Below are 16,468 nucleotides of genomic sequence, written 5' to 3' on the forward strand. Positions count from 1 at the left end.
CCCCGCGCCCCCTGTTCGCTCCGCTCTGCCGCAGTGCATACGGCACCTACCGCGACTGTGGACGCGGGAAAGCCGCCCGGGTGGTCCAGGCGACGACGAAGGCCGGTGCCACGGAGATCAGCGCCATCCACGGGAGCGCCCCCACCGGGAAGGCGCTCAGCAGCCCCCCGGCCAGGGCCCCTCCCCCGATGCCCAGGTTGAACGCGGAGACGTACCAGGAGGACGCGGCGTCGGGCGCGGTGGCTCCCAGGCGGAGGACGCCCGACTGCAACGTCACCGGTAACGCGGCGAAGGCGACGCCCCACAGGGCCACGGCCGCCACGGCGAGTGGCTGCAGCCGGACGCTCGCACCGAGCAGCACCAGTGAGCCGGCCAGCAGGGCGATGGTGCCGAGCAGGACGGTGTGCGGGCGACGGTCCACCAGGACACCGCCGAGCCATGTCCCCAGGAAGCCCGCCAGTCCGTACACGGCCAGGAGCATGCTGGTGGCGGCCTCACCGAAGGCGGCGGCGTCACGCAGGAGGGGGGGTCACGTAGGTGTACACGGTGAAGTGCCCGAGGACGAGCAGCGCGGTCGCCGCCACCATGCGGGGCAGGCCGGGCAGGCGCAGCGCGCCGCCGGGTCCCGTCGACTGCGGCGGGGCGGGGCGGTGGGGAATGCCGGGCAAGAACCGCTGGGCGGCGGCGAGTGCCGCGAGACCGAGGACCGCAGCGGCGCAGAAGGCACCGCGCCATCCGACGACGCCGCCGAGGACCGTGCCCAGGGGGACACCCAGCACGAGGGCCGCCGAGTTCCCGGCGAAGACGGCAGCTGTCGTGCGGCCAGAGCGGCCGGGCGGGGCGAGAGCGGCCGCGTATCCGGCGACGATCGACCAGAAGACGCCGTGCGCCATGCCGCACAGGAACCGGCCGATCGCCAGTACCGGGTAGCTCTCCGCGGCCGCGGAGAGCACGGTGCCGAGGGAGAAGACCCCGCTCACGGTCATGTAGAGGCGCTTGCGCGGCCAGCCGGCGGTCCAGTGAGTGAGCGGAGCCGCCGTCAGGCCGACGGTGAAGGCGTACACGGTGACCAGCAGCCCCACCCGTGATCGCGCGACCCCCAGATCGTCGCTGATCGGCGTCAGCAACCCGACCGGCAGCAGTTCCGTGGTGACGACGACGAAGGTCGTGGTGGCGAGCACGAGCAGGCCGGCCCGGCGTCGGCCCGGCGACGTCAGGAGCGGACCGGCCTGATCCGTGAGGAGTGGTGCGCTCACGCCGACGTGGCGGGGAGCGCGGCGAGGAACTCGCGTACGTGGCGGAGCCAGGTCGCGCGGTCCGCCGGGTTCAGGATGTGGGCGGCGCCGGGCAGTTCGATCAGCCGGGCGCCCGGGATGCCTTCCGCCAGACGGTACGAGCTCTCGGGCAGCACCAGCCGGTCGCCGGTCGGCGCCGCCACCAGGGTGGGGGCGGACACCCGCGCCAGATCGGCCCGGACGTCCACACGGGAGACCAGGTCGAAGTGGTCCAGCATGCCCGGCGGCATCGCGGCCAGAGTCCGGGCGACCGGTTCGTCGAGGGCGGCCGGTTCGAGGTCCGCCAGGTCCGCCGGGGGCATGCAGGACAGGAGGGCGAGCCGTGCCACGTCCTCCCACCGACCCGCGGCTGCCAGGGACTTGATCAGCCGGGCGGCGAGCGCCAGGACGGGGTCGGCGGCAGCGAAGCCGGCGGTCAGGACGAGGGCCCGCACACGGTCGGGGTGCCGTGTGGCGATCCGGACGGCCACGGCGCTGCCGAGGGACTCCCCGAGGACGGCGAACGAGTCCTGCCCGGCCGCGACGGCGGCCGCGACCAGGCGATCGGCGAGATCGTCCAGGCTCAGGGGTCCGACGGCCACGGCGGAGCCACCGGCCCCGGGGTAGTGCGGGCCGACCAGAGTGTGGTCCTGGGCGAGATCCTCGAGGACGAGGCCGAAGTTCCCCTCGATGCTGCCGCCCGCGCCGTGCGCGAGCAGCAGCGCGGGGCCGCGCCCCTGCACGAGAACGTCGAGGTGAGAGCTGGGAAGCGCGTGATCAGTGGTCATGGCGCCGACGCTAAACTCCGACATCAGTGTCAGAGTCAAATCGCGGCGCGATAAGAGGAGAGCGGGAATGAGGCGACCGGCATGCGCATGAAGGAGATGGTGCGGCGCACCGGCGTCCATGAGCGACTGCTGCGCTACTACGAGCAGCAAGGACTCCTGGCGCCCGACAGGCTGCCCAGCGGTTACCGCGTCTACGGCGAGTCGGACGTCGAGACAGTGCGCCGCATCCGCTGTCTGCTGGCGGCAGGCCTTCCGACCGCTCTGATCTCTCAGGTTCTGCCGTGCATCCGGGCGGACGACGAGCGCCTCATGCCCACCTGTCCGGACCTGCTCGCCCAGCTGCGCCAGGAGGGCGAGCGCATCACCCGCGCCATCGAGGACCTCCAGGCGTCCCACGCGATCCTCGACTCCATCATCGCCGCCGGGCCCCCTGAGGGAGCCGGGACACCGATGTCGCCCGCCTAGCGTGAGAAGGCCCCGCGTCAGTGTGATGCGGGGCCTTCAGGCGTTCTGGTTCGGGTGCTAGCCCAGCAAGCCGCCCACCAGGCCCGGGCGGCCCGTGGAGGAGGAGCCTCCGCTGCCCGAGCCGCCCGTCGAGCCCGAGCCGCCCGTCGCCGTGCCGCCGGAGGTGGGGCCGGTCGTGGTGCTCGGGGCCTGGTCGGCCGGGGAGGTCTGCCGGGGCGGTGCCTGACCCGCGGTGCCCTGGGTCTGACTGGGGGAACCGCCGGTGACGGTGCCGGTGTCGCGGGTGGCCCCGGGCCTGGTCGTGGTACCCGCGCTGGGGCTCGCCGAGCCGGCCGTGGCGCCCTGGGTGGGCGAGGAGGAAGCCGACGGGGTCTGCTTCTGCTTGCGCTTGCCGGGCTCGCCCGGGAGCGGGGAGCCGGGCAGCTCGTTGCGCGGGGCCTCGCCGGGGCCCGGGACGACGACCCGGTCCGCGTCCCGCACGGCGCCACCGAGCAGCGAGCCGACGAGGAGGGTGACGCCGGTGGCGATGGCGGTGACGAGGGCACCGCGCCGCAGCACGTAGCGGCGCAGGTCCCAGATGTCGGCGCGGGGGCCGAGACGGCGCCAGGCACTGCCGGCCAGGCGGCCGTCGACGGAGTAGACGGGGGCGCCGGCGATGATCAGCGGGGACCAGGCGGCGAGGTAGATGATGTCGGGGGTCTCGTAGGCGGGGACGCTCTTCCAGCTGACCGTGACCAGCAGCGCCGCCGACAGCAGGGCGCCCAGGCAGGCGGCGACGCGCTGCCAGCAGCCCAGCACCGTCAGGACGCCGACGATGACCTGCGCGAAGGCGATGACCAGGCCGGCGCCGACCGGGTGCTCGAGGGCGAACTGGCGCAGCGGCTCGGCGACTTCCCACGGGTGCAGGGTGTTGAGCCACTTGACCATGGAGCCGCGCTTGCCGCCTTCGAAGTAGACGGGGTCGCACAGCTTGCCCATGCCCGCGTAGATGGAGATGAAGCCGAGGAAGACGCGCAGCGGGAGCAGGACGACGCCGAGGTTCATCCGGCGCCCGGGGTAGTAGGCGTGCCGGGCCGGGTCGTCGCCGTGCCGCTTGCCCCGGCGCCCGAGGCCGTCCGCTTCGGTGTCGGACTCCTCGAACCCGCCGTCGGCGTAGGCGGGTTCGTCGTAGGCGCTGCCGACCGTGCGCATGGGCGGCAGCAGCCGGGCGCCGTCGGCGGGATCGTGCGTGCGTTGCGGGCCGACGACCGGGGTCTCGACGGTCTGGGCGAGATCGCCCTCGTAGCCGTCGCCGCCGTAGCCCGCGCCCTGGTATCCGGGGCCGTCGTAGCCCGGGCCCACGCGGGAGATCACCTGGGTGGCTCCGGCGTCGGATGCGGGCTCGTCGGCGTGGCGGACGCTCTCGTGCCGCACGGCCTGCAGGAGCCGGTGCGCGCCGGTGTCGTCGGGGGCGGATCTGCCGCTCCAGACGACGGGCCGGCGGCGGGCGGTGGCCCCGTCCGCGCCGCCCCTCACCTGGGGGATGCGGGCGGTGTCCTCGGTGGCGGTCAGATGCCGTGCGACCCGGGCGGACTGGACGCGACGCGTCGAGACGCCCAACTGCACGCGGAAACTCGCGTGATTGACGATGACCTGCGCCGGGTCGCTCGGCACCTTCACCATGCTCAGCGCGGGAGCGTCGTCGAGTCCCGACGAGCGGTCCCCCGTGGGTGTGCGGGGTGTTCTGGTGTCCACACTCATCTAACCGAGTGACGTCGCGTTAGGACACTGCTTTGACCCGCCGGATCTGTCCGGACCCCGTCAAGCTTGCCCTTGTCGCCCCGATGACACCGGAATTACCCCGTTCGGGTGAAGTTCCGGACGCTTGTTCAGCGGCGTCGGCGAGCCGCCTCGTACAGCACGATCCCCGCCGCCACACCGGCGTTGAGCGACTCGGCGCCACCCGGCATCGGGATCCGCACCCGGTGGTCGCAGGTCTCCCCGACCAGCCGGGACAGCCCCTTGCCCTCGCTGCCGACGACGATGACGACGGGGCCGTCCAGCGCCGGAAGCTCACCGATCTCGGACTCGCCGTCGGCGGCCAGGCCGACGACGGTGATGCCGGCCTTCTTGTACGCCTCCAGGGCCCGGGTCAGATTGGTGGCGCGGGCGACCGGGGTGCGGGCCGCCGCACCGGCGGACGTCTTCCAGGCACCGGCCGTCATACCGGCCGCGCGGCGCTCGGGGACGACGACGCCGTGACCGCCGAAGGCGGAGACGGAGCGGACGACCGCGCCGAGGTTGCGCGGGTCGGTGACGCCGTCCAGGGCGACGATCAGCGGGTCCTCGCCCTCGTCGTGGGCGGCGGCCACCAGGTCCTCGGGGTGCGCGTACTCGTACGGCGGGACCTGCAGGACCAGGCCCTGGTGGTTGAGGCCGTTGGTCATCCGGTCCAGCTCGGGACGCGGGGCCTCCATGAGGTTGATGCCGCCACGCTCGGCGGCGACCTGGAGGGCCTCGCGCACCCGCTCGTCGTTGTCGATGAACTGCTGGACGTAGAGGGTCGAGGCCGGGACGCCCTCGCGCAGCGCCTCCAGGACCGGGTTACGCCCGACGACCAGCTCCGACGTGCCCTTGCCGCCGCGGCCGCGCACGGTGGGCCGGCGGACGGCCTGCTTCGCCTTGGCATTGGCGACGCGGTTCTTCTTGTGCCCCTTGCGCATCTCGGCGGGCGGGGTGGGTCCCTTGCCCTCGAGACCCTTGCGCCGCTGGCCGCCACTGCCGACCTGCGCGCCCTTCTTGCCGGACATGCGGCGGTTGTTGGCTGCCATGACCTACCTGTCTCTGCTGTCGCCGTGAGGCGGTGAAGTGCGTACGTCTGTGAAGTGTGCCGCCCGGAGGCCCGGACGGCACAATCGATCTTCCGGCCGCGGCCGGGCTAGCGAGGGCCGAGGCTCCAGCGCGGGCCCTGCGGGCTGTCCTCGATGACCAGGCCGGACTGGCTCAGCTGGTCGCGGATGGCGTCCGCGGTGGGCCAGTCCTTGCGGGCCCGGGCGGCCTCGCGCTGGTCGAGGACCATGCGCACCAGCGTGTCGACCACGCCGTGCAGGTCCTCGCCGCGGTCGCCCTCTCCGGCCCACTGGGCATCCAGCGGATCGAGGCCGAGCACGCCGAGCATCGCGCGGACCTCGGCGAACCGGGCCACGGCGGCTTCCTTGTCGTCGGCGGCCAGCGCGCTGTTGCCCTGCCGGACGGTGGTGTGCACCACGGCGAGGGCCTGCGGCACGCCCAGGTCGTCGTCCATGGCCTCGGCGAAGGCGAGCGGCACCTCGGCGGCGGGCTCGACAACGCCGGCCTTCTCCACGACGCGCTGCACGAAGCCCTCGATCCGCGCGAACGCCGACTCGGCCTCGCGCAGCGCCTCCTCGCTGTACTCGATCATCGAGCGGTAGTGCGGGGTGCCGAGGTAGTAGCGCAGCACGATGGGGCGCCAGCGCTTGACCATCTCGCTGACCAGGACCGAGTTGCCGAGCGACTTGGACATCTTCTCGCCACTCATGGTGACCCAGGCGTTGTGCACCCAGTACCGGGCGAACTCGTCGCCGTAGGCCTTGGCCTGGGCGATCTCGTTCTCGTGGTGCGGGAAGACCAGGTCAAGGCCGCCGCCGTGGATGTCGAAGGCGGCCCCGAGGTACTTGTGCGCCATCGCCGAGCACTCCAGGTGCCAGCCGGGCCGGCCGCGTCCCCACGGCGTCTCCCAGTCGGGCTCGCCGGGCTTGGTGGCCTTCCACATGGCGAAGTCGCGCGGGTCGCGCTTGCCGGTGATGCCCTCCTCGGCGGGCTGCCGCATCTCGTCGAGGTCCTGCCGGGACAGCTCCAGGTAGGAAGGCCAGGAGCGGACGTCGAAGTAGACACTGCCGTCGGCCTCGTAGGCGTGCCCGCGCTCGATGAGGCCGCGCATCATCTCGACCATCTCGGTGATGTGGCCGGTGGCACGCGGCTCGTAGGTGGGCGGCAGGCAACCGAGCACGGTGTAGCCGTCGTTGAAGGCCCGCTCGTTCTCGTAGCCGATGGCCCACCAGGGGCGCTTCTGGTCGGCCGACTTGGTGATGATCTTGTCGTCGATGTCGGTCACGTTCCGCACGAACGTGACGTCGTAGCCGCGGTAGGCGAACCAGCGGCGCATGATGTCGAAGTTCAGCCCGGAGCGGATGTGGCCGATGTGCGGGGCGGCCTGCACGGTGGCACCACACAGGTAGATCGAGACGCAACCCGGCTGGAGCGGGGAGAAGTCACGGATCTGCCGGGCGCTGGTGTCGTACAGGCGAATAGTCACCCCTCCAGGGTAGTGGGCCACGGGGTGTGCCTCGGGTACTTCCCCTCGGGGCGTCCGGATTCGTGACACACACAACGGGAACGCCCCGAGCGCCCGCCCTCAGCCGGTGCGTACGACCAGGGCCGTGGCCACGGCCATCAGTCCTTCCTCCCGGCCGGGGAAGCCCAGCCCGTCCGTCGTCGCGCCCGAGACCGACACCGGGGCTCCGGCCGCCTCCGACAGGAGCTTCTGCGCCTCGTCCCGGCGCTTGCCGATCTTCGGGCGGGGACCCACCACCTGTACGGCGATGTTGCCGATCCGGAAGCCGGCCTCGCGCACGATGCGCGCGGCCTCCGTCAGGAGGGTGACCCCGGAGGCGCCCGACCACTCGGGGCGGCCCGTGCCGAAGTGCTGCCCGAGGTCGCCGAGGCCGGCGGCGGAGAAGAGGGCGTTGCAGGCGGCGTGGGCGACGACGTCCGCGTCGGAGTGGCCGGCCAGACCCGGGCCGGCGTCCTCCCACTTCAGGCCGGCGCACCACAGCTCACGGCCTTCCTCGAAGGCGTGGATGTCGGTGCCGATGCCCACCTGGGGCAGAACAGGCTGGTCAGAAGCCATCGTTGAGCCTCCTGCGGGCGAGGACCGCCTCCGCGAGGACCAGGTCCAGGGGGCGGGTGACCTTGAAGGCCTCCTCGTGGCCGGGGACGGCCACGACCGTGCGGCCGAGCTGCTCGACCATGCCGGCGTCGTCGGTGACCTCGCCGGTCACCGTCTCGTGCGCCCGGACCAGCGTGGCCCGGTCGAAGCCCTGCGGGGTCTGCACCGCGCGCAGCAGCGCGCGCTCCGGCGTGGCGACGACCGGCTCCGGCTCGCCGGGGGTGCCGGCGGGCTGGACCTGCTTGACGGTGTCGGCGAGCGGCAGCGCCGGGACCACGGCCGGGGCGCCGTCCCGTACGGCCTCGATCACGGCGTCGACCGTGTCCACCGGCACCAGCGGCCGGGCCGCGTCGTGGACCAGCACGATGTCGTGGCCGGGCGGCAGCGCGTCCAGGCCGAGCTTCACGGACTCCTGGCGGGTCCGCCCGCCCGGGACGACGAGGAAGTCCGTCCGCTCGGGCAGGGCGTGCGCGTCGAGCAGCGACCTGACCTCGGCGGCGCCGTCGGGCGGTGCCACGACGACGACCAGCCCGACGGCGCGGGAGGCGGCCATCGCGCGGACCGCGTGGATCAGCATGGGGGTACCGCCGAGCGCACGGAGCGCCTTGGGGGCGCCCGGGCCCAGCCGGACACCACGGCCGGCGGCCGGGATCACGGCCGCCGTTCGGGCCGTGGAGGGGCCGGCGGACGGCGAGGGACGCGAATCGTCAGACATCGGTTCCTGTCAGGTTTGTGTGCTGGCCTGGCGTGGGTATGGCCTGGAGGAGTGCCGGGCGCGACGCGCTCGACCGGACCCTTCCGTGACGCTGGTCGAGCCGGCTGCCCGGGCCCGGCACCCCTGAACACCGGGGCGTGAGTGATAACACATTCCGGGGTGACGGCGCATCGGCGCCGGGGTACGAACATGCCGCAGCGCCCGGCGACAGGAATTTCGTCATCGGGCACCGCGGCATTTCGATGTGCAGGCGCGCGCTTGATCAGCTTCGACCAGCAGCCTTGATCAGCAGCTTCGATCGGCGCAGAGCGCTGAGCGACGGGCTTCGCCTCAGGAGGCGAGCACCTCGTCGAGCAGAGCCTCGGCCTTGTCCTCGTTGGTGTTCTCCGCCAGGGCGAGCTCGCTCACCAGAATCTGGCGGGCCTTGGCGAGCATGCGCTTCTCACCGGCGGAGAGTCCGCGCTCGCGCTCACGACGCCACAGGTCACGCACCACTTCCGCGACCTTGATGACATCGCCCGAGGCGAGCTTCTCCAGGTTTGCCTTGTAACGACGGGACCAGTTCGTGGGCTCCTCGGCGTACGGTGCGCGCAGCACCTCGAAGACCCGGTCCAGCCCGTCCTGACCGACCACATCACGCACGCCGACGAACTCCGCATTGTCCGCTGGCACACGTACCGTCAGGTCGCCCTGGGCGACCTTCAGCACCAAGTAGGTCTTGTCCACGCCTTTGATCTGGCGAGTTTCGATGGCCTCGATCAGCGCGGCCCCGTGATGGGGATAGACCACGGTGTCGCCAACCTTGAACGTCATGTGACAGGTACCCCTTCCGTGGCTATCCAGAGTAACACGGAAACTGCGGGTTCTGAATGGCGTTTTCGCAGGTCAGGGCATATCTCGGGGCTTGACAACTCTGACAGGAACGTGCTTCGGACAGGGATCGGAAGAAGGTATTCGCAGGTGGGAGCGGCTCTTCGGGGCGAGTGAAACGCGTACGTTACACACATCCGGAGCATCCTCCAGAGGGCCGAACATCCCCATATGTCTGGTTCCGTATGATCGACTTCCGCTACTCCGTTCGGCGGCCCGAGCCGGGTTCCGGTCGAATCCGTAATTGATCACAAGGTGCCCCGGCGGGCCGTCGGTGATCAATTCCGGGGCGCCCGCGCATTCCTTCACGGAACATTTGCGGTGCCGCCCGGGTCTCTTATGTGAATGCCGGACGGACACCACACCAATGTTGACGCGGGAGTCGTGTGGGACTCAGGTGGGATCACGGGAGTCACGTGAGACTCAGGTGGGATCAACGGTGCCGGGGGGTCGGGTGCGGCCGGACGAGGACGGCTCGGTAACCTAAGGCCCGCTGACAGACACTTAGAGCGGCCTTTTCGGCCGCTCCGCTCGAGTCAAGGAGTTGCCGCCGCCGTGAGCAGCAGCCTTCGACGCGGCACTCTCGCCGCGGCCGCCATCGCGTTCTCGATCGCCTCGCTCGCCGCGTGCGGCGCCGGCACCGATGCCCAGACGCTGGAGATCAAGCCGGACAACGCGGCGACGAGCGTCGGAGACATCAAGGTCCAGAACGCGATCGTCATCACGCAGCCCGACCTCGAGTCGACCGGCCCGGCCGCGATCTCCGCGACCCTCTTCAACTCCGGCAGGACGGCCGAGACGCTGGAGTCCATCACGCTCCCCGGCACCGGCAAGACCGCCGAGCTCAAGCCCGCCAAGGGCGGCAGCCTCAGCATCCCGCCCGGCGGTTCGCTGATCCTGGGTGGCAAGGACAACGCCACGGCGATGCTGCCGAGCAGCCGTGAGGCCGTGCGGGACGGCAACGCCCAGAAGGTCACCTTCACGTTCAGCAAGACGGGTGCCGTGGGCCTGCAGGCGTTCGTCGTCCCCGCCGAGCACTACTTCAAGGAGTGGGGCCCGACCGAGGTGCCGGCCGCGCCGGGCGCCTCGTCGTCCCCGTCCGGTTCGCCCTCGGGCTCGCCGTCCGGTTCTCCCGCCGAGGGTGAGTCGGGCGCGCCCGCGGGCGGTGAGACGCCGGGTGGCCACCAGGCGTCCGGCACGCCGACCGACGCGGCCTCCGCGAGCGCCGGCGCCGGGCACTGAGCAGACGCGACACGAAGGGCGGGGCCTCTCCCGGGAGAGGCCCCGCCCTTCGTGTCGCCGTCGTACGCGGCCGGCTTACGGCTCGAACTTGTAGCCGAGACCGCGGACCGTCACCAGGTAGCGCGGGGCGCCCGGGTCCGGCTCGATCTTCGCCCGCAGGCGCTTGACGTGGACGTCGAGGGTCTTGGTGTCACCGACGTAGTCGGCACCCCAGACGCGGTCGATGAGCTGCATGCGGGTCAGGACGCGGCCGGCGTTGCGCAGCAGCATCTCCAGCAGGTCGAACTCCTTGAGCGGCAGGTCGATCTTGGTGCCGCCGACCGTGACCACGTGCCGGTCGACGTCCATGCGGACCGGACCGGCCTCCAGGGCCGCCGGGGTGACCTCCTCGGGCTCGCCGCGGCGGCGCAGCACGGCACGGATCCGCGCGACCAGCTCGCGCGAGGAGAACGGCTTGGTGACGTAGTCGTCGGCTCCTATCTCCAGTCCGACGACCTTGTCGATCTCACTGTCCTTGGCGGTCACCATGATGACCGGGACGTTGGAACGGCCGCGCAGCTGGCGGCACACCTCTGTGCCCGGCAGGCCGGGCAGCATCAGGTCGAGCAGGACGAGATCGGCGCCGTTGCGCTCGAACTCGTCGAGTCCGTCGGGCCCGGTGGTCGCGACCGCGACCTCGAAGCCCTCCTTGCGGAGCATGTACGACAGGGCGTCGGAGAAGGACTCCTCGTCCTCGACGACGAGCACTCGGGTCACGGAAGGACCTCCGGGGCGGGAAGCGTTTCGTACGCTGTTGATTCGGGGGATGTGGGGGTGGACCGCCCGGCCTCCTCGTCGAGGCCCGCGCCTCCCGCGCGTGTCTCTCGGGCGGGCTGCTGCTGTGCGCCGCGGGCCGCACCGGCCTCAGGCAGCCGCAGGGTGAAGGTGGAGCCCTGGCCTTCGGCGCTCCACACCGTGACCTCCCCGCCGTGCGAGGCGGCCACGTGCTTCACGATCGCCAGCCCGAGTCCGGTGCCGCCGGTGGCACGGGAGCGGGCCGGGTCGACGCGGTAGAAGCGCTCGAAGATGCGCTCCTTGTCCTTGTCGGAGATGCCGATGCCCTGGTCGGTGACGGCGATCTCGATGTGGTCCCCGCCAGGGGCGTTCACACTGCGGGCCGCTATGCCGACGCGGGTGCGGGCGGGTGAGTAGTTGACGGCGTTCTCGACGAGGTTGCCGAGCGCGGCGGCGAGCTGGCCGCGGTTTCCCCAGACGCGCAGGTCGGCGGTGCCCCCCGCGGCCATCGTGATCTGCTTGGCGCCGGCCTGGTGCCGGCAGCGGTCGACGGCCTCGGCGACCAGCTCGTCGACGCGGACCGGCTCGGCGTCCTCCAGCGGGTCGTCGTTCTGCACGCGCGAGAGGTCGATGAGCTCCTGCACCAGGCTGGTGAGCCGGGTGGCCTCGATCTGCATGCGCCCGGCGAACCGCTGGACGGCCTCGGGGTCGTCGGAGGCGTCCATCACGGCCTCGGAGAGCAGCGAGAGGGCTCCGACCGGCGTCTTCAGCTCATGGCTCACGTTGGCGACGAAGTCGCGGCGGACCGCTTCGATGCGGCGGGCCTCGGTGAGGTCCTCCACCAGCAGCAGCACCAGCCGGGAGCCGAGCGGCGCGACCCGCGCGGAGACGGCCAGGGCCTCTCCGCGTCCGGTGCCGCGCCGTGGCAGGTCCAGCTCGACCTGTCGTATCTCGCCGTCCCGCCGGGTGTCCCGGGCCATCTGCAGCATCGGCTCGACCGCGAGCTTGCCGCCACGGACCAGGCCGAGGGCGTACGCCGCCGAGCTGGCCTTGACCACGGCGTCGGCCTCGTCGAGGACGACGGCGGACGACCGGAGCACCGACAGGACCGTGTCCACGCCGGGCGGCAGGATCGCATCGGTGTGCAGGGAGCTACGGGTGGGGCGCTTCTGCTCGCGCTCACTGAAGCGGAACGCCAGCATGGCGATGACACCGGTGAGCACCCCGGCGATCGCAGCCGCTGCGGCGACCGCCGCGTTCACGTCCATGCACCCAGGTTAGGCATGGCTCGGGCACCCTCCACAGCCGTCGGGGTGCGAGCTCGAACACTCGTCGCCCAGAGTTCACCTTGGAGCCAGTATTGGTTCATTTGGGATGCCGGAAACGGACGCGTACGAGGCGGAACGTGGGAGCGTGGGGTTCGGACCGCCGGTAATACGACGGTCGTACCGCCGGTTGTCCGGTGGGCCCCGGCCCTTGGACCCCCGACTGAGACGTACGAGAGGGAAAGCCTGATGCGGGACGCGTACCACGAGGAACTGGACTCGATCGGCGACAGTCTGGTGGAGATGGCCCGGCTGGTCGGGTCGGCGATCGGGCGCGCCACGACCGCCATGCTCGACTCCGACCTGAAGCTGGCCGAGAACGTCATCGAGGCCGACCAGCGGGTCGACGAGCTGCAGCACGACCTGGAGGCCCGGGCCATAGCCCTGCTGGCGCGGCAGCAGCCGGTGGCGACGGACCTGCGCATCGTCGTCACGTCGCTGCGGATGTCGGCCGACCTGGAGCGCTCGGGCGACCTCGCCCAGCACGTGGCGAAGCTCGCGCGCCTGCGCTACCCGGACCGCGCGGTCCCGAGCGATCTGCACGCCACCATCCTGGAGATGGGCCAGCTCGCGCAGCGCCTGATGGCGAAGGCCGCCGAGGTGATCATCACCAAGGACGTCGACCTGGCGCTCCAGCTTGAGCAGGACGACGACGAGATGGACCTGCTGCACCGCACGCTCTTCCAGCACCTGATGGACGACCGCTGGAAGCACGGCATCGAGACGGCCGTGGACGTCACGCTGCTCGGCCGTTACTACGAGCGGTTCGCCGACCACGCGGTGTCGGTCGCCAAGCGCGTGGTGTACCTGGTGACAGGCGAGCACGCGGACGAGCTCCAGGCGGATGTGCAGCCGGAGATCCAGGCGGCCCCGGGAGCGGAGAGCGCCTGACGGCCCGGTCGGTCCGGTCGGGGAGCCGCCCGGTCGGTCCGGTCGGGGGGCGGTCCGGTCGGTCCGGTCGGGGGGCCGGTCGAGGGGTCGGCTGAGGCCGCCCGGGAGCGGGGTCGGAGCCGGGCGCCAGGGCCGGGGCCGGGGCGCGGGGACGCCTCAGTGCGCCGTTGATGCGCCCGGCGGGGCGGGCATCCAATGGGCACAGGCACCAGCCTCGAGGAGGGACCCATGGCCGAATCCCCCAGCACCACGCCCGACCCCGCCCGGCAGCGTGAGACCGAGCAGCCCGCCGAGATCAGGAGCCTGCCCCTGATCGCCGCGTGCGGCTGCGGCTCGGGCTGCGGCTGCGGGTGCCAGTCGGGCAGCCCCTGCCAGTGCGGCTGACGCCGGCGCTTCGTCGTCCGTACGACCTGTGGGGCCCCGGCGGTGTCGCCGGGGCCCCTCGGTGTGGGGTCGCCCGGGTGGCCGTGCGGGCGGAGCATGAGAGGTAGGCAAGGAAGGAGGCGCGAGGCATGCCCAAGTTCATGGATGTCCATCGCGGCATGGAGGGCATCACGGAAGAGCAGCTGCGTGAAGCCCACAACGCGGACCTCGCGATAGAGAAGGACGAGCAGGTCCACTTCGAGATGGCCTGGGCGGATCCGGAGTCCGGCCATGTCTACTGCCTCTCCGAGGCCCCCTCGGCCGAAGCGGTCCAGCGCATTCACGAGCGCGCCGGGCACAAGGCGGACGAGGTGCACCCCGTGCCGTTGACGGTGCGGTGACCTGCCCGGCCCGCGGTTCCCGGCGTCGCGTCCCCGCCCGCCGGGTGCCGCCGGACACGGCCCGTCAGCGCCGCCGGCCGGCGTTGAGGCGGGCCGCCTGGCGAGTCAGGTAGTCGCGTTCGGCGAGGTTGGGGGCCTTGCGGGCGGCCTCGACGTACAGCCGGGCCGCCGTTTCCGGGTCACCGTCGCGTTCGTGGAGATAGGCCGCCACCGCGTCGTAGCGGGGCAGCGAGTCGTCCAGTGCCGCGAGCGCCGCGAGACCGGCGCGCGGTCCGTCGGCCTCGCCCACGGCCACCGCCCGGTTGAGCCGGACGACCGGGCTTTCGGTGAGGCGCGCGAGTTCGTCGTACCACTCCACGATCTGCACCCAGTCGGTCTCCGCGGCGGTGGGCGCGTCGGCGTGCAGCGCCGCGATGGCGGCCTGGGCCTGGAACTCGCCCAGCCGGTCGCGGGCGAGTGCCGCCTGGAGGATCCGGACGCCCTCGGCGATCAGGCGCGTGTCCCACCGGCCGCGGTCCTGCTCCGCGAGCGGCACCAGGCCGCCGTCGGGCGCGGTACGGCCGGCGCGCCGGGCGTGGTGGAGCAGCATGAGCGCGAGCAGCCCCGACACCTCGGGGTGGTCGATCGCGGCCGCGAGCTGCCGGGTGAGCCGGATGGCCTCGGCGGCCAGGTCGAGGTCACCGGAGTAGCCCTCGTTGAAGACGAGGTAGAGGACGCGCAGCACGGTCGCGACATCGCCGGGCTGGTCGAACCGCACGTCGGAGACGGTGCGCTTGGCGCGGCTGATCCGCTGCGCCATGGTCGCCTCCGGCACCAGGTAGGCCTGCGCGATCTGCCGGGTGGTGAGCCCGCCGACGGCGCGCAGGGTGAGCGCGACCGCGGACGACGGGGTCAGCGAGGGGTGGGCGCACAGGAAGTACAGCTGGAGCGTGTCGTCCACGTCGGACGTGGGTCCGGGCGCCGGCTCCTCCTCTACGAGGTCCTCACGTCGGCGGCGGGCGCTGTCCGCGCGCGCCTGATCGAGGAACTTCCGCCAGGCCACGGTGACCAGCCAGCCCTTCGGGTCCCGCGGCCAGTCGGCCGGCCAGACGCGGAACGCCTCGATCAGCGCGTCCTGCACGGCGTCCTCGGCCGCCGCGAAATCGGCTCCGCGGCGGACGAGGATCGTGAGCACGCTGGGCGTGAGGCTGCGGAGCAGTACCTCATCCATGGACGGAGCACTCCGGAATGGTGGGCGGGGCGGTCAGGAACGGGCGCACCTCCAGCCACTCGTGGATCGGCTTCCCGCCCGCCCCGGGGGCGGCCGACAGTTCCCCGGCCAGCTCGACGGCACGGTCGTAGCCGTCGACGTCGATGATCATCCAGCCGGCGATGAGGTCCTTGGTCTCGGCGAACGGCCCGTCCGTGACCGGCGGGCGTCCCTCACCGTCGTACCGGACCCACGCCCCCTCGGGGGCGAGCGCCTGGCCGTCGACGAACTCGCCGGTCTTCTCCAGCCGCGCCGCGAAGTCGTTCATGAACTGGATGTGGGCCGAGATCTCCTCGGGCGTCCACTGGTCCATCGGTACGTCGTTGACCGGGGACGGGGCGCCTCGGTAGTGCTTGAGCAGCAGGTACTTCGCCATGGTGGTTCTCCTCGGTGCCGGTGCGGCCCATCTTGGCCGCTTTCACCCCGGGGACGGAGCCGGACGCGGGTTCTCGACATCGCCGCAGAAGTTTTTTCCCAGGGAGATGTTCACTGCCCGACGCGGCCGTCGATCCGTTCGCGCAGGAGGTCGGCGTGGCCGCAGTGCCGGGCGTACTCGGCGATCTGCGCGACCAGGATGTCGCGGAGCTGGATCTGCCCGCCGGGTTCGGGGCCGTAGTCGGAGTGGCCCGCGTTGCGGGTGCCGAGGTCGGTGATGCCGGCCAGGAAGCGGTCGGTGCGCTCGGTCTCGGCACGCCATTGCCGCCAGGCCGCGTCCACGACCGCCTGGTCGGCGACGGCACCGTTGAAGTCACCGTCCCGGTCCTCCTCCGTGCGGTACAGCTTCGGCGCGTCCTCGCCGGCCATCACCCGGCGCAGGTGCCGCTCGTCCTCGGTCAGGTGCCGCACCAGTCCGAGCAGGGACATCGTGGACGGCGGGACGGATCGCCGGGCCATCTGCTCGGCATCCAGGCCCGCGCACTTCATCTCGAAGGTGAGGCGGTAGTTGCGCAGGTAGTCGAGGAGGATGCCGCGTTCGTCGACGGGCTGGGCGTCGGTCTCGCGGGGGTCGTCGTCGGGGTCGACCCACATGTCGGGGTAGACGGTCGCCCGTGTCCACCGAGTCGTGTCCGCTGCCGCGGGCGTCACTGCTTCGCCGGTGTGCTCACCTGAGACCATGCGGGCATGGTGGCCGAAGTGGGACGGGCCCGCCACCGAATATCGGG

At 72.0% G+C, this 16,468-nt stretch carries 19 protein-coding genes; 5 read left to right on the forward strand and 14 right to left on the reverse strand.

Translation table 11 applies throughout. The features are described 5' to 3' along the window. Positions 1-46: 46 nt before the first annotated feature. From ABTX60_RS29745 to ABTX60_RS29755, 3 genes are read right to left on the reverse strand one after another with little or no spacing between them, the layout of a single operon-like run. Entirely contained in the window at positions 47-469 is a 423-nt protein-coding gene (locus ABTX60_RS29745) for an MFS transporter (RefSeq protein WP_352100096.1), read from the reverse strand. Positions 470-512: 43 nt separating this feature from the next. Continuing rightward, on the reverse strand, positions 513-1,256 hold the full coding sequence (locus ABTX60_RS29750) for an MFS transporter (protein ID WP_352100097.1): 744 nt from the start codon (positions 1,254-1,256) through the stop codon (positions 513-515). Further along, on the reverse strand, positions 1,253-2,062 hold the full coding sequence (locus ABTX60_RS29755) for an alpha/beta fold hydrolase (protein ID WP_352100098.1): 810 nt from the start codon (positions 2,060-2,062) through the stop codon (positions 1,253-1,255). Before ABTX60_RS29755 ends, ABTX60_RS29750 begins: the two co-directional genes overlap by 4 nt. 81 nt (positions 2,063-2,143) lie before the next feature. On the opposite strand from ABTX60_RS29755, the gene ABTX60_RS29760 reads away from it, so the two are divergent. Then, positions 2,144-2,527: a MerR family transcriptional regulator gene (locus ABTX60_RS29760; protein WP_352100099.1), complete on the forward strand. Its 384-nt coding sequence runs from the start codon at positions 2,144-2,146 to the stop codon at positions 2,525-2,527. A 57-nt stretch (positions 2,528-2,584) separates the two neighbouring features. Here the strand turns inward: ABTX60_RS29760 and ABTX60_RS29765 are convergent, their stop codons facing one another. The 6 genes from ABTX60_RS29765 to ABTX60_RS29790 form a co-directional block, all read right to left on the reverse strand. Next, a complete protein-coding gene (locus ABTX60_RS29765; RefSeq protein ID WP_352100100.1) occupies positions 2,585-4,267 on the reverse strand; it encodes a DoxX family protein in 1,683 nt (560 codons plus the stop codon). 128 nt (positions 4,268-4,395) lie between these two features. Next, the gene (gene rlmB, locus ABTX60_RS29770) at positions 4,396-5,337 is read right to left on the reverse strand and encodes a 23S rRNA (guanosine(2251)-2'-O)-methyltransferase RlmB (protein ID WP_352100101.1); all 942 of its coding nucleotides are present in this window, start codon (positions 5,335-5,337) and stop codon (positions 4,396-4,398) included. Positions 5,338-5,444: 107 nt separating this feature from the next. Beyond that, on the reverse strand, positions 5,445-6,842 hold the full coding sequence (gene cysS / locus ABTX60_RS29775) for a cysteine--tRNA ligase (protein ID WP_352100102.1): 1,398 nt from the start codon (positions 6,840-6,842) through the stop codon (positions 5,445-5,447). A 99-nt stretch (positions 6,843-6,941) separates the two neighbouring features. Beyond that, positions 6,942-7,436, reverse strand: a complete 495-nt coding sequence (ispF, locus tag ABTX60_RS29780; protein ID WP_097217387.1) for a 2-C-methyl-D-erythritol 2,4-cyclodiphosphate synthase — start codon at positions 7,434-7,436, stop codon at positions 6,942-6,944. After that, a complete protein-coding gene (gene ispD, locus ABTX60_RS29785; protein WP_352100103.1) occupies positions 7,426-8,190 on the reverse strand; it encodes a 2-C-methyl-D-erythritol 4-phosphate cytidylyltransferase in 765 nt (254 codons plus the stop codon). Before ispD ends, ispF begins: the two co-directional genes overlap by 11 nt. A 330-nt stretch (positions 8,191-8,520) precedes the next feature. Then, positions 8,521-9,003, reverse strand: coding sequence for a CarD family transcriptional regulator (locus tag ABTX60_RS29790; protein ID WP_003953493.1), 483 nt, complete (start codon positions 9,001-9,003; stop codon positions 8,521-8,523). 612 nt (positions 9,004-9,615) lie between these two features. On the opposite strand from ABTX60_RS29790, the gene ABTX60_RS29795 reads away from it, so the two are divergent. After that, positions 9,616-10,302, forward strand: coding sequence for a copper chaperone PCu(A)C domain-containing protein (locus ABTX60_RS29795; RefSeq protein WP_352100104.1), 687 nt, complete (start codon positions 9,616-9,618; stop codon positions 10,300-10,302). 75 nt (positions 10,303-10,377) lie between these two features. On the opposite strand, the gene phoP is transcribed toward ABTX60_RS29795, so the two are convergent. Together phoP and phoR are read right to left on the reverse strand one after the other, a co-directional pair. After that, on the reverse strand, positions 10,378-11,049 hold the full coding sequence (gene phoP, locus ABTX60_RS29800; RefSeq protein WP_020271862.1) for a two-component system response regulator PhoP: 672 nt from the start codon (positions 11,047-11,049) through the stop codon (positions 10,378-10,380). Between the two features lie 5 nt (positions 11,050-11,054). Further along, a complete protein-coding gene (gene phoR, locus ABTX60_RS29805) occupies positions 11,055-12,344 on the reverse strand; it encodes a two-component system sensor histidine kinase PhoR (protein WP_352100105.1) in 1,290 nt (429 codons plus the stop codon). A 246-nt stretch (positions 12,345-12,590) separates the two neighbouring features. On the opposite strand from phoR, the gene phoU reads away from it, so the two are divergent. The 3 genes from phoU to ABTX60_RS29820 all read left to right on the forward strand — a co-directional run bounded on the left by phoU (position 12,591) and on the right by ABTX60_RS29820 (position 14,056). Further along, positions 12,591-13,292, forward strand: a complete 702-nt coding sequence (gene phoU, locus ABTX60_RS29810; protein ID WP_352100106.1) for a phosphate signaling complex protein PhoU — start codon at positions 12,591-12,593, stop codon at positions 13,290-13,292. Positions 13,293-13,520: 228 nt separating this feature from the next. Further along, entirely contained in the window at positions 13,521-13,676 is a 156-nt protein-coding gene (locus ABTX60_RS29815) for a hypothetical protein (protein WP_167345925.1), read from the forward strand. Positions 13,677-13,804: 128 nt separating this feature from the next. Further along, complete coding sequence (locus ABTX60_RS29820; protein ID WP_053670838.1) at positions 13,805-14,056, forward strand: SCO4226 family nickel-binding protein; 252 nt, start codon at positions 13,805-13,807, stop codon at positions 14,054-14,056. 64 nt (positions 14,057-14,120) lie between these two features. Here the strand turns inward: ABTX60_RS29820 and ABTX60_RS29825 are convergent, their stop codons facing one another. From ABTX60_RS29825 to ABTX60_RS29835, 3 genes are all read right to left on the reverse strand, one after another. After that, complete coding sequence (locus ABTX60_RS29825; protein WP_352100107.1) at positions 14,121-15,266, reverse strand: RNA polymerase sigma factor; 1,146 nt, start codon at positions 15,264-15,266, stop codon at positions 14,121-14,123. Beyond that, positions 15,259-15,681: a YciI family protein gene (locus ABTX60_RS29830; protein ID WP_344466356.1), complete on the reverse strand. Its 423-nt coding sequence runs from the start codon at positions 15,679-15,681 to the stop codon at positions 15,259-15,261. Before ABTX60_RS29830 ends, ABTX60_RS29825 begins: the two co-directional genes overlap by 8 nt. A 110-nt stretch (positions 15,682-15,791) precedes the next feature. Continuing rightward, positions 15,792-16,421: a DinB family protein gene (locus ABTX60_RS29835; RefSeq protein ID WP_352100108.1), complete on the reverse strand. Its 630-nt coding sequence runs from the start codon at positions 16,419-16,421 to the stop codon at positions 15,792-15,794. Positions 16,422-16,468 lie beyond the last annotated feature (47 nt).

This window comes from Streptomyces sp. NPDC126510 (assembly GCF_040302345.1).
GTDB lineage: Bacteria > Actinomycetota > Actinomycetes > Streptomycetales > Streptomycetaceae > Streptomyces.

Bases quoted from the DNA above. Each gene is read 5' to 3' on its own strand.
- ispD (WP_352100103.1), bottom strand. From the start codon at position 8,190: ATGTCTGACGATTCGCGTCCCTCGCCGTCCGCCGGCCCCTCCACGGCC.
- ABTX60_RS29830 (WP_344466356.1), bottom strand. From the start codon at position 15,681: ATGGCGAAGTACCTGCTGCTCAAGCACTACCGAGGCGCCCCGTCCCCG.
- ABTX60_RS29765 (WP_352100100.1), bottom strand. From the start codon at position 4,267: ATGAGTGTGGACACCAGAACACCCCGCACACCCACGGGGGACCGCTCG.
- ABTX60_RS29835 (WP_352100108.1), bottom strand. From the start codon at position 16,421: ATGGTCTCAGGTGAGCACACCGGCGAAGCAGTGACGCCCGCGGCAGCG.
- ABTX60_RS29755 (WP_352100098.1), bottom strand. From the start codon at position 2,062: ATGACCACTGATCACGCGCTTCCCAGCTCTCACCTCGACGTTCTCGTG.
- ABTX60_RS29790 (WP_003953493.1), bottom strand. From the start codon at position 9,003: ATGACGTTCAAGGTTGGCGACACCGTGGTCTATCCCCATCACGGGGCC.
- ABTX60_RS29825 (WP_352100107.1), bottom strand. From the start codon at position 15,266: ATGGATGAGGTACTGCTCCGCAGCCTCACGCCCAGCGTGCTCACGATC.
- ABTX60_RS29760 (WP_352100099.1), top strand. From the start codon at position 2,144: ATGCGCATGAAGGAGATGGTGCGGCGCACCGGCGTCCATGAGCGACTG.
- ispF (WP_097217387.1), bottom strand. From the start codon at position 7,436: ATGGCTTCTGACCAGCCTGTTCTGCCCCAGGTGGGCATCGGCACCGAC.
- phoR (WP_352100105.1), bottom strand. From the start codon at position 12,344: ATGGACGTGAACGCGGCGGTCGCCGCAGCGGCTGCGATCGCCGGGGTG.
- phoU (WP_352100106.1), top strand. From the start codon at position 12,591: ATGCGGGACGCGTACCACGAGGAACTGGACTCGATCGGCGACAGTCTG.
- rlmB (WP_352100101.1), bottom strand. From the start codon at position 5,337: ATGGCAGCCAACAACCGCCGCATGTCCGGCAAGAAGGGCGCGCAGGTC.
- ABTX60_RS29815 (WP_167345925.1), top strand. From the start codon at position 13,521: ATGGCCGAATCCCCCAGCACCACGCCCGACCCCGCCCGGCAGCGTGAG.
- ABTX60_RS29820 (WP_053670838.1), top strand. From the start codon at position 13,805: ATGCCCAAGTTCATGGATGTCCATCGCGGCATGGAGGGCATCACGGAA.